7 protein-coding genes are annotated in these 11745 nt (G+C 59.3%); 3 read left to right on the top strand and 4 right to left on the bottom strand.

The genetic code is table 11. The features are described 5' to 3' along the window. Positions 1 to 395: 395 nt before the first annotated feature. Positions 396 to 701, top strand: a complete 306-nt coding sequence (locus ACQKP2_RS11165) for a DUF2288 domain-containing protein (RefSeq protein WP_427576364.1) — start codon at positions 396 to 398, stop codon at positions 699 to 701. A 275-nt stretch (positions 702 to 976) separates the two neighbouring features. Here ACQKP2_RS11165 and ACQKP2_RS11160 read toward each other — a convergent pair whose 3' ends face one another. Beyond that, entirely contained in the window at positions 977 to 3181 is a 2205-nt protein-coding gene (locus ACQKP2_RS11160) for a hypothetical protein (RefSeq protein ID WP_427576362.1), read from the bottom strand. Between the two features lie 195 nt (positions 3182 to 3376). On the opposite strand from ACQKP2_RS11160, the gene ACQKP2_RS11155 reads away from it, so the two are divergent. After that, entirely contained in the window at positions 3377 to 4270 is an 894-nt protein-coding gene (locus ACQKP2_RS11155; RefSeq protein ID WP_427576360.1) for an NAD(P)-dependent oxidoreductase, read from the top strand. Here the strand turns inward: ACQKP2_RS11155 and ACQKP2_RS11150 are convergent. Next, positions 4227 to 6443 (bottom strand): putative bifunctional diguanylate cyclase/phosphodiesterase, encoded by a 2217-nt coding sequence (locus ACQKP2_RS11150; protein WP_427576359.1) that lies wholly within the window; start codon positions 6441 to 6443, stop codon positions 4227 to 4229. The genes ACQKP2_RS11155 and ACQKP2_RS11150 overlap by 44 nt on opposite strands. A 144-nt stretch (positions 6444 to 6587) precedes the next feature. Then, entirely contained in the window at positions 6588 to 6953 is a 366-nt protein-coding gene (locus tag ACQKP2_RS11145; RefSeq protein WP_427576357.1) for a YkgJ family cysteine cluster protein, read from the bottom strand. A gap of 269 nt (positions 6954 to 7222) precedes the next feature. On the opposite strand from ACQKP2_RS11145, the gene ACQKP2_RS11140 reads away from it, so the two are divergent. Then, a complete protein-coding gene (locus tag ACQKP2_RS11140) occupies positions 7223 to 8569 on the top strand; it encodes a spinster family MFS transporter (protein ID WP_427576355.1) in 1347 nt (448 codons plus the stop codon). A 164-nt stretch (positions 8570 to 8733) separates the two neighbouring features. Here the strand turns inward: ACQKP2_RS11140 and rapA are convergent, their stop codons facing one another. Then, a complete protein-coding gene (rapA, locus tag ACQKP2_RS11135) occupies positions 8734 to 11580 on the bottom strand; it encodes an RNA polymerase-associated protein RapA (RefSeq protein WP_427576354.1) in 2847 nt (948 codons plus the stop codon). Positions 11581 to 11745 lie beyond the last annotated feature (165 nt).

The raw sequence follows: 11745 nt of genomic DNA, 5'->3' as shown, positions 1-11745 counted from the left end.
TGCGGCAAGTTTGCCGCGGATATCAGCTTCCTTGACTGTCTGCTCCGTAACGTCAAGCGCATATTTCACCACTTTGATTGCGCGCCCGGATTCGTGCAGAACCGGGTCACATATCCACGACATTCCCCGGAAAAGCCCCTCGGCAACTGTACCGGTACAGTGTAGAGCGCCGATTGTCAGCCTGGGAAGCTGGCGCCGGGGGGCAAAACTTGGGGGTGTCGCTTTTTTGAAAGAAAAAGTCAGAATTGCGGCGTGGTTTTGACGGGGCTAGAGCCAGCTTCCGTGCATTCCTTGGCATTCCTGCGCTTTTCATTCGGTGACGCAAACTGCATCCGGGTTTTTATGCCAGACCACCGACGTTATCATTGCGTCGATTTCTTTTCCGGAACAAACCCATGATTGAAGAACCTAGCACCCTCTATGCCAAGCTGCTTGGTGAAACCGCATCAATTACCTGGAAGGAGTTGGAGCCGTTCTTTGCCAAGGGTGCCCTATTGTGGGTCGAGCAGAGCCTGGATTTGATCGCTGCGGCCGAGGCCATGGCCCAGGATGAAGGGCACAAAGTGGCGGCCTGGCTGGCCGAGGACAAGCTTGCCAAGCTGTCTGCGACGCAGGCCCTGGACCTTGTCGAGCGCAATCCCGAGATGTGGGCGGTCGTGGTCAAACCCTGGATTCTGGTCCAGGAAAGAGCATCCGCCTGACAGGTTGCACCTAAATGGTGCTGGTGATTGGCAAGGGAAAGTGTGTAGCCGAGTAGCGTGATGGCAGGTTGCCGTAGAGAAAGGCCACAGCCTCACGGTGACGTAAACGTAACGGGAACAGTTAAGCGAGCAGCCTGATGGCTGCTTAATTGTTTCTGGATGTTTAGATGTGTGGCAAGTGATGCCCCAATCGCGAGCAGGCTCGCTCCCACAGCGATCGCATTCTCAATGAGAGAACACAATCAAATGTGGGAGCGAGCCTGCTCGCGATGGCATCAGCCGCCGTAGGCTGTCTTGCCCGTATGGTTATTCAGCGAAATGACCTTGGTCTTGCCAATGCGGTGACGGTAGATCTCGCGCAGGTATTTGATCGCTTTCTTCACGCAATCCCGGGACAGGCGGATGTCGTTGATCGAGACGAATTTTTCCTTGTCGTTGATCAGTTCACGGTATTTCTTTTCATACATCGGCTTGATCGCGTACCAGTTGGTATCGAGGATCTTCGCCGGGTTCTCGAATTCATTGAGCAAATCGTCGATTCGCTCTTCGTCGAATTCCTCGTTGATGATGAAGTCCAGCATCGAATTGTCGAGGGTTTCGTCGAAGCGGTACGGGCTGCGTGCGAAGCAACGCTTGATGAACGCCACGATCAGCGTCAGGAAGTCGTCCGACAGGCACGGGCTCTTGGCGATCAGGGTGGTCAGCGACAGGTTGGCCGAGGCGCCGATCACCAGCGCATAGCGTTTGAGTGTGGTATTGGGGAACAGGTTGTTGAGATGGGTCTTCAACCGGTTCAGGTCCATGTAGGACAGTTTGTAGTCCTTGGGCAGGGAAACGATCGACACCACCGACGAACAGTTCTTGAAGAAATGCAGGTCGTGCAGCGCGGCGGCGTCGTACCCCGAATTCTTGTATTGCTCCAGCGATGCGCGATAGCGCTTGGACTCGATAGGCAGCAGGCTGATGCCTTCGATGGCCTGGGTGACCTTGTTGAAGTGCGGCAGGTCGATGGAGCGGAAGAACAGGTCATCGATGTTCAGGCGTTGCTGTTCTTTCTCGAACACCTTGAACTTGTCGCTGGTAGGTGCCGGGGTTTCCGGAACCACGGACTCGGCGTAGGCAATCGCCACCGGGCCGGCCAGACTCATGAACAGGTCGTTGGCGTCCAGGCGAATGGTTTCGCCAATGTCGATGCCGGCGCGACGGAAATAGTTCTGGTCGTAGTCGGTGGTAACGGCCTGCGCGGTCAGAATGTTGAAGATCTGCTGCGAGATGTACTGGTTGGCGTGCTTCTCCATTGCATTGACATCAATGTTCTGGATGTTGCCGTCATCGCTCTCTTCGGCATAACGCATGATGTCGTTGGAGATCAGCATCATCGCGTTCCATGGGCGAATGCGCCCCATGACACTGGCTTCGCTGCTGTCTTCATTGGCGAAGTTGTAGGAGAAATCCCATTCTTCCGACAGGTATTTGCACAACAGGCGGCCGGCGTTGATGTGCAGTGCCTCGGACATTTCACTGCGGTGGTCGGAAATGTTCGGCAGCACGCAGATGCCGCTGGTGAAAATCGGCTCGAACACGAACGAGTGACCGCTCTTGCCGTCATGCTCATCCATCGGCTTGGTGTCGAACGTCTTGTTCATGTACGAATGCTGTTGGGCCAGGCCGAACTCCGACGCCATCCCCGAACCGGTACCGCCGCCGGCACTGAAGATCGAGAAATACAGGCGAGACTGGTTGGCCTTGATACCGCAGCTATCGATCAGATAGGAGTGAATCATCTTCCAGTCAGGGCTGGAGAAACGCTGGGTGTCCTTGTTCAGGATGATCTTGGCCAGGTATTGGCCCAGGATCGGAGCGTTACCGGCGCCACCGGCATGGACTTCCGAAAGATCCATGATTTTCATTTTGCTGTAATCGCGCAGGAAGCCGCTTTTCTCGTTCTTGCGCGAGAAGCGGATGCGTCCGGCGATGTCTTTGTCCAGGTCGCCGAGCATTACCAGCGGCTCCACCAGGAATACCGGTTTGGTGGCCTTGTTGGGGATCAGGCGCAGATTGGTGCGGATCCACTGTGCCGGGCTGTAACCTTTCTCGGCGAAGCGCTTGTCTGCCGACGAGCGGTCTTCGTTATTGAATTCATTGAGATAGAACTTGCGGGCGTTGTACACAAGCTCCGCAACGTCCAGTGCGATGTTCGACCCGCAACGCCCCAGACCGATCAGGCAGACCGACGGGAATTCCTGGGAACTGTGCTGTTCATTGTCGCCTTCCAGGTGTGGCGGGCGCGGGAACACCATGTCGCGCAGGCCGTCGAGGTTATCGAGGATGCGGTCGGTATTGGTTTCGGTGAAGTACAGGTATTGCTGGGTAGGTGACGGGCGTGAAGGGAGCAATGGCTTCGTCGAGACGGGGCTGTTCGCCGCAGGGCTCAAGGTCAGGTCGGGTATCGCAGTGGCCGGGTTGTTTTTGGAAGTCATCGTACGCCATCTACCTGGGCTGGTTGGTCGGGCGGCAATCTGTTGTCGCCCCTTCACGGAATGAGTAATCGCGTCTTTTTGTGCGCGTAATTGACCCGAATTTCAGAGCCTTGGCCTGAGGGTCGTTGGGGAATCCTTTCCTGATTCATGATTAATCGGCCAATATTCAGCGATCTTTAATCAACGAGAGTCAAAATGATGTCGCACCCTTCATTGGGCTTTGCCGGAATCGGTCTGATGGGCTTGCCGATGTGTCGGCGCTTGCTGGCGGCGGGTTACCGGTTGGCGGTTTGGAATCGTAACCCGGACAAGTGCGCACCGTTGGTCGAGGCTGGCGCCCGCCAGGTCGCCAGCCCCGCCGAGTTGTGCCAGCACGCCGATGTGGTGATGTTGTGCCTGGCCGACACGTCAGTGGTGCGTCGGGTGGTGTTTGGCGAGGGCGGAATTGCCGAAGGGGCGAAAAGTGGCCAGTTGCTGGTGGATTTCTCCAGCCTGGAACCTACGGCGACGCGGGAAATGGCGGCAGAGCTTGTCGGCGGAACCGGCATGGGCTGGCTCGATGCGCCGGTGTCCGGGGGCGTGGTCGGCGCCGAGGCGGGGAGTCTGGCGATCATGGTCGGTGGCGAGGCGTCCGATCTTGAACGTGTAAGGCCTGTGTTGCTCAGTCTCGGCCAGCGCGTGACGCACATGGGCGCTGTCGGGGCCGGGCAAGTGACCAAGGCCTGCAACCAGATGATCGTGGCTTGCAACGCCCTGGTCATTGCCGAAGTGGTGGCGCTGGCGGAGCGTTCCGGCGTGGATGCGAGCCTGATCGCCGAAGCATTGGCCGGCGGTTTCGCCGATTCCAGACCGTTGCAGATCCTCGGCCCGCAAATGGCCGAGAGCCGGTTCGAACCGGTGAAATGGCACGTGCGGACCTTGCTCAAGGACCTGGACACGGCGGTGAAGTTTTCCCGCGAACAGGGTTCGGCCACGCCGATCAGTGGCCTGGCGGCCCAACTGATGCGCCTGCATGGCGGGCAGGGATTCCTGGAAAAAGACCCTTCTACATTAGTGCAGATGTACCGTGCAGCCGATTCAACGAAGTAACCGTGTAAGCGTGCTTGCGCTGGTTGATCTCATTCAACACGGGACGTAGTTCAACCAGCGGCACCGGGCGGCTGAGCAGGTAACCCTGGACGAAGTCGCAGCCATGGCACTCCAGGAACTGGTACTGCTCGAAGGTTTCAACGCCTTCGGTGACCACCTCCAGATGCAGGGTGTGGGCCATGGCGATAATTGCCTGGACGATTTCCATGTCCTGGGTGGACTTGGGAATGTCCAGGATGAACGACCGGTCGATTTTCAGCGTGTTGAGCGGCAAGCGCTTGAGGTAGGCCAGGGAGGAGTAACCGGTGCCGAAGTCATCGATCGACAGCGAAACGCCCAGGGCGCGAATCTGACGCAGCAACACCAGTGTGTCGGCGATGTTGCCCATCAGGGCATTTTCGGTGACCTCCAGTTCCAGCCGTTGCGGCGCAACCCCGACGCTACGCAAGGCCTGTTCGATCTGCCCGGCCAGTTCTTCACGCACCAGGCTGAGGGGCGAGCAGTTCACGGCGATCTTCAGTTCTTCGCAACCCTGTCGCGACAACTCGCCAAGGTCTTCACAGGCCTTGCGCAATACCCAGTTGTCCAGTTCGGTGATCAGCCCGTTGGCTTCGGCCAGGGGAATGAAACGGTCCGGTGCAAGCAGCCCGTGAACCGGATGTTGCCAGCGAATCAAGGCTTCAAGTTTGCTGACCTGCCCGGTTTTCAGGTCATAGATCGGCTGGTAATAGAGCATCAGGCCGAGGTCTTCTCGCAGCGCGTGACGCAGTTCTTCCTCCAGTTGAAGCTCCAGCGTGGCGCGCGCCTTGAGATTGGCACTGAAAAAATTCAGTCCGTTACGGCCACAGCCCTTGGACTGATACAGCGCCAGGTCGGCATTTTTCAGCAGTTCTTCGCACGTCTTGCCATCTTCGGGAAACAGGCTGATGCCGATGCTGGTGGTCATGACCATGCGCCGCCCGGCCAGCTCGATGGGTTCCTTCATCTTTTGCATGATGCGCTGGGCCATATGTCGCGCTTCCTCGCGTTCATGCAGATCGATGAGCATGCAGAATTCATCGCCACCGAAGCGCGCCACCACATCCTTATGGCTGCGTACCGAACCTTTGATGTGGCCTGCCAGTACCTTGAGCAATTCGTCACCGGCGTCGTGACCGAGGCTGTCGTTGATGCGCTTGAAGTGGTCGATGTCCAGAAACAGCACGGCGAGCATGCCGCCGTCGTGAGCCTTTTCGCTGAGTTTTTCGGCGAAGAGCTGATTGAAGCCCCGGCGATTGATCAGGTTGGTCAAGGGGTCGTAGTGCGCCACCTGCTGCAGGGACATACGCGCCTGATCCAGTTGGCTGAGCAGGGAGTTGACCCGTTGCAGGTCATGCTCCTTGTGTTGCAGTTTCTTGTCCGCCAATGCCGCGCTGATGCAGCTGCCGATGATCAGCAGTGTCATGACCGCCACCGTCAGCCCCAGTTGCAAGTGATTGTTCTCTGCGGGTTGCGCCAGCAGGCTGCCGGACGGCAGCACCAGGTTGAAGGCGGCCATGGCGGTGAAATGCATGCTGACGATGCCAGTGCCAAGAATCAGGCTGGCGCAGTACTTGAGCAGTTGATGGAGCAGGCCGGCGCCGTTGCGCAGGTAACTGGCCAGCAGCAGTGCCGCCAGGCTGGCGCCAATTGCGATGGCAACGGAGAGCGCGAACAGCGTCGGTTGATAGTAGGCCACCGCCGGTGAGCGCAACGCGGACATGCCCACGTAATGCATGCTGGCAATGCCCAGGCCGATCCAGATTGAAGCCTTCAGGCATTGCCGGAATTTCAAGACAGGATGACTGAGTGTATGCATCGCCAGCCATGAAGCGAGCAGGGCGATCATCAGGGAGGCCAGGGTTACGGGCAGTTGATAATGCACATTGATCGGTGCCTGGAACGCCAGCATGCCGATGAAGTGCATGGCCCAGATGCCACCCGCCAGGCATCCGGCACCGACCCAGCGCCAGAGCCGCCGGGACGCGGCATTTTCCGCATGGGCGACGCGCTCGGCCATGTCCAGTGTGGCAAAGCTCCCTGCACAGGCGACCAGAAAAGCCAGAAGCACCAGAAATGGGTCATGTATGCAGTTGAGTATGACCTGGCCGCTTTCTGGCTGCTCGGTAATGAAATGCAGACCAAGCCACTCCATAGGCATGCCCCATCTTAGTCAGGCCAGCGCAATGAACGCTGGCGAATGCACTGAAGTATAGAGGCCGCTGGAGGAGCGCAATGGGTGCTGGCACATTAGTGCCAAACATTTTGAAATTAGTTTGATAGCGATTGGTGCTAAATCTTATGCGCTTTGTTTCTCGGGCATTTCCGATGTCGGTAGCAAGGCTGGCAAGCCAAACGCGGCGCGGGCTTTGTCGCAATCGGTATTGGCCTCTCCATTGCTCCAGGAAGCGTCGAACTCCCGGCAGGGCGTCGAACGTTGCTCGTAGATCGAGCACTGCACCTTTTGACCCACTTCACCTTCCAGGCTGATGCATCGCGCGGGTTTGCAGCCGGTGCCGATCATCGCTACGCGGCTGGGGCTGATCTGCTCGACGAGTTCGTCAGGTACCGTTCCTCCGGACGAGGTGCATTCACCCCAGAAGAAAGACACGCGAAAGTAGGAACAGCAGGCACCGCAATTCAGGCACGGACTGGCTTCGGACATGGGCGATTACTTAAGGATGAGGGTCAGGGCATGGGGGAGGAGAAGGCGGCTATTCTAGGCTTCGCTATCGGCTTGGGAAGGGGGGACGAAGGTTATTTTTGCGCAGTCGGACGAACTGCCAGGGCCCTGTGTTGCGAACATTCCCACAGGGTACATGCCATGGACTGATATCAAGCTTGCGAATAGTGACAGACAGCGTTGACAGGCCTGTCTAGATTGCAGATTCCGGGGACAGTGACGCCCCTAAAAACAATAAAAGAGACGGACCCATGCAGAACTCGACCCAAGCGGCGAATGCCTGGCGCATTCTGTTCCTCCTGTTCCTGGCCAACCTGTTCAACTTCTTCGACCGTACGATTCCCGCGATCATCATCGAGCCGATCCGCATGGAATGGCATCTCAGCGATTTCCAATTGGGCATCATCGGCACTGCTTTTACCCTTGTCTATGCGATCGCCGGTCTCCCCCTGGGGCGGATGGCCGATACCGGCTCTCGCAGCAAATTGATGGGTTGGGGCCTGGCGGCGTGGAGCGGGCTGACCGCAATCAACGGCATGGTGGGCAGTTTCTGGAGTTTCCTGCTGGTGCGCATGGGGGTCGGCATTGGTGAGGCCAGTTATGCTCCAGCCGCCAATTCACTGATCGGCGACCTGTTTCCGGCTCACCGCCGGGCCCGGGCCATGGGGATTTTCATGCTCGGGCTGCCGTTGGGGCTGTTGCTGGCGTTCTTCACCATCGGTGCGATGGTCAAGGCGTTCGACAGCTGGCGTGCGCCGTTTTTCATCGCTGCCGTGCCCGGGCTGATTCTGGCGGCCTTCATGTTCTTCATCAGGGAGCCTGAGCGGGGCGCAGCGGAGAGCGTACAAATTTCCCGCGAGCGGGTGGAGCGACCGATCCGCCGTGTCCTGGCTGTGCCGACTTTTCTGTGGCTGGTGCTGGCCGGGCTGTGCTTCAACTTCGCCACCTATGCCTGCAACTCGTTCCTGGTGCCGATGCTGCAGCGGTATTTCCAGATGCCGTTGCAGGATGCGGCAGTGGCGACCGGAATCATCGTCGGTATTACCGGGCTGATCGGTTTGACATTGGGTGGTTGGGTCGCGGACAAGATTCATCAGCGCGTGGCCAACGGGCGCCTGCTGTTTGCCGCATTCAGCCTGGTCATTTCCACCTTGTGCACTGCGTGGGCGCTGCATTCGGGGCGGATCGACATCGGCGTGTTCGTGGCCGTGTTCAGTGTCGGTTGGCTGTTTGCCTATAACTTCTACACCTGCGTGTACACCGCGATCCAGGATGTCGTCGAACCGCGCTTGCGGGCGACGGCCATGGCGCTGTTTTTTGCCGGGCTCTATCTGCTCGGTGGTGGTCTGGGGCCGGTGGTGGTGGGCGCCTTGTCCGACCACTTTGCGCATTCGGCGATGCTCGCCGCGGGTGCCGACCAGATGACTGAAGCCTTCAAGGCGGTTGGCCTGCATGACGCGATGTACCTGATCCCGGTGGCGCTGTTTTTCACCATGGTGTTTCTGGTACTGGCTTCACGGTGTTTCGTGCGCGATGCCCGGCGGATGAAGGAAGGGTTGGCGCCGGTTGAACCTGAGGTTGCTGCGGCGACGGCATGAGGGCATCGCGAGCAGGCACGCTCCCACATCTTCGTCGGTGTTCACAAACTTTGTGGGAGCGAGCCTGCTCGCGATAAGACCTCCTTCTACTCCCGGGAAATCAACAACAAAAAAGAAGGCCCGCATCAATGCGGGCCTTCTTTTTGTCCGGTAGAGCAGGGCGCTTAGCCTGCCACCAGTACCCGGATGGCTTCCAGTCGCAACGCAGCCTTCTCGAACATGGCCAGGCCTTGATCGCGTTGCTTGCGCAAGGCGACCAGTTCGCTGTCGCGTACGGTTGGGTTGACCGCTTGCAACGCGGTCAGGCGTGCCAGTTCTTCATCAATATCGGCCGCCAGGCGATGTTTGGCCTGTGCCACACGTTCGGCGTGACGCGGGTAGACCTTGTCCTCGCCGGCGTTGATCCGTGGCGTCAGTTGATCGCGCTGGGCCTGGATGAACTTGTTGGCGCTGGCGCGCGGTACGCTTTCCAGTTGGTCGTTCAAGGTTTCGAATGCCACCCGGGCCGACAGGTCGTTGCCGTTGGCATCCAGCAGGCAGCGCAGCGCGGCGGGTGGCAGGTAGCGGCCCAGTTGCAGCGAACGCGGGGCAACCACTTCGCTGACGTAGAGCAGTTCCAGCAGCACGGTGCCGGGTTTGAGCGCTTTGTTCTTGATCAGCGCCACGGCGGTGTTGCCCATGGAACCGGACAGCACCAGGTCCATGCCGCCTTGCACCATCGGGTGTTCCCAGGTGATGAATTGCATGTCTTCGCGCGACAGCGCCTGATTGCGATCGTAGGTGATGGTCACACCTTCGTCGTCGCCGAGCGGGAAGCTGGCGTCGAGCATTTTCTCGCTGGGCTTGAGGATCAGGGCGTTTTCCGAATGGTCTTCGCTGTCGATGCCGAAAGCATCGAACAGGGTTTCCATGTAGATCGGCAACGCGAACTGGTCGTCCTGTTCGTGAATGGCTTCAACCAGCGCTTCACCCTCGCCGGCACCACCGGAGTTGAGTTCGAGCAAGCGGTCGCGGCCGGTGTGCAGCTCGGCTTCCAGGCGCTCACGTTCGGCGCGGGCCTCGTCGATCAGCGTTTGCCATTCACCGTCGTCGGCTTCTTCGAGCAGTGGCAGCAGGCGAGGGCCGAACTGGTGCTGCAGGGCGTTACCGGTCGGGCAGGTGTTGAGGAACGCGTTCAGCGCCTCGTTGTACCACTGGAACAGACGCTCCTGGGGGCTGGTTTCCAGGTACGGTACGTGCAACTCGATGGTGTGCTTCTGGCCGATGCGGTCCAGGCGACCGATACGCTGCTCCAGCAGGTCCGGGTGCGACGGCAGGTCGAACAGGACCAGGTGATGGGAGAACTGGAAGTTACGGCCTTCACTGCCGATTTCCGAGCAGATCAGCACTTGCGCGCCAAACTCTTCGTCGGCGAAGTAGGCGGCGGCGCGGTCACGTTCCAGGATGCTCATGCCCTCGTGGAACACCGTGGCCGGAATGCCGGAGCGCACGCGCAGTGCGTCCTCCAGGTCCATCGCGGTTTCGGCGTGGGCGCAGATCACCAGTACTTTGGTGCGCTTGAGCATTTTCAACTGGTCGATCAGCCACTCGACGCGCGGGTCGAATTTCCACCAGCGATCTTCTTCGCTGGCATCCGGCTGAGCCTGGAAACTGACTTCCGGGTACAGCTCGGCGTGATCACCCAGTGGCAACTCCAGGTACTCGTCCGGGCATGGCAGCGGGTAGGGGTGCAGTTTGCGCTCCGGGAACCCTTGTACTGCGGCGCGGGTATTACGGAACAGCACGCGGCCGGTGCCATGGCGGTCGAGCAGTTCGCGAACCAGTCGCGCGCTGGCCTCGGTGTCGCCATCGTTGACGGCAGCCAGCAAGGCTTCGCCTTCGTTGCCGAGGAAACCGTGGATAGTCTTGTGTGCTTCTGGCGACAGACGACCCTTGTCCAGCAACTCCTGAACGGCCTGGGCGACCGGGCGATAGTGTTCGCTCTCGGCACGGAAGGCGTGCAGGTCGTGGAAACGATTGGGATCGAGCAGGCGCAAACGGGCGAAGTGGCTGTCCTGACCCAGTTGCTCAGGGGTGGCGGTCAACAGCAACACGCCTGGAATGGTTTCGGCGAGTTGTTCGACCAGCGAATATTCGGGGCTGACCTGGTCTTCGTGCCACACCAGATGGTGCGCTTCGTCGACCACGAGCAAGTCCCAGCCTGCCGCGAACAACGCGTCCTGAGCCTTTTCGTCGTCCACCAGCCATTCCAGCGCAACCAGCGCCAGTTGGGTGTCTTCGAACGGGTTGGAGGCATCGCTTTCGATGAAGCGTTCTTCGTCGAACAGCGCGACTTGCAGGTTGAAACGCCGGCGCATTTCCACCAGCCACTGATGTTGAAGGTTCTCGGGAACCAGGATCAGTACGCGATTGGCGCGACCCGAAAGCAGCTGGCGATGGATCACCAGGCCGGCTTCGATGGTTTTGCCCAGGCCCACTTCGTCCGCCAGCAAAACCCGTGGCGCGATACGGTCGGCGACCTCGCGAGCGATGTGCAACTGGTGGGCGATCGGTTGCGCACGCACGCCCCCCAGGCCCCACAGCGAGGACTGCAGCTGGCGGCTGGTGTGTTCCAGGGTGTGATAGCGCAGGGAGAACCAGGCCAGCGGGTCGATCTGCCCGGCGAACAGGCGATCGCTGGCCAGGCGGAACTGGATGAAGTTCGACAGTTGGGTTTCCGGCAGGGTGACCGCTTCGTTCTGGGCGTTGAGGCCGTGGTAGACCAGAAGACCATTGACGTCTTCGACTTCGCGTACGGTCAGTTTCCAGCCGTCGAAGTGAGTGATGGTGTCACCCGGGGAGAACCTCACGCGCGTGAGGGGGGCATTTCGTAGCGCGTACTGGCGAGTGTCGCCAGTGGCCGGGTAGAGCACGGTCAACAAGCGGCCGTCCTGTGCCAGAACGGTGCCCAAACCCAGCTCGGCTTCGCTGTCACTGATCCAGCGTTGTCCCGGTTGATACTGCTGCGCCATGCTGCCTGACTCCCACCTTGAAAAAAGCGGGCTATCTTAACGGAATCAGGTCTCCAGACCAATGGATTACCTGTGCAGGAACTACCGTAGATTCGGGCCGCGCTCGGACGATTTCTGATCTGCAAGACTTGAAAGGATGCTAGTCCGCGATAGCGCCCGGCGTGC

This window comes from Pseudomonas sp. NPDC089569 (assembly GCF_050280625.1).
Taxonomy (GTDB): domain Bacteria; phylum Pseudomonadota; class Gammaproteobacteria; order Pseudomonadales; family Pseudomonadaceae; genus Aquipseudomonas.
Note: the sequence above shows the minus strand (reverse complement) of the source record. Positions and strands in the feature narration are given on the sequence as shown.

Bases quoted from the DNA above. Each gene is read 5' to 3' on its own strand.
- ACQKP2_RS11165 (WP_427576364.1), top strand. From the start codon at position 396: ATGATTGAAGAACCTAGCACCCTCTATGCCAAGCTGCTTGGTGAAACC.
- ACQKP2_RS11160 (WP_427576362.1), bottom strand. From the start codon at position 3,181: ATGACTTCCAAAAACAACCCGGCCACTGCGATACCCGACCTGACCTTG.
- ACQKP2_RS11155 (WP_427576360.1), top strand. From the start codon at position 3,377: ATGATGTCGCACCCTTCATTGGGCTTTGCCGGAATCGGTCTGATGGGC.
- ACQKP2_RS11150 (WP_427576359.1), bottom strand. From the start codon at position 6,443: ATGGAGTGGCTTGGTCTGCATTTCATTACCGAGCAGCCAGAAAGCGGC.
- ACQKP2_RS11145 (WP_427576357.1), bottom strand. From the start codon at position 6,953: ATGTCCGAAGCCAGTCCGTGCCTGAATTGCGGTGCCTGCTGTTCCTAC.
- ACQKP2_RS11140 (WP_427576355.1), top strand. From the start codon at position 7,223: ATGCAGAACTCGACCCAAGCGGCGAATGCCTGGCGCATTCTGTTCCTC.
- rapA (WP_427576354.1), bottom strand. From the start codon at position 11,580: ATGGCGCAGCAGTATCAACCGGGACAACGCTGGATCAGTGACAGCGAA.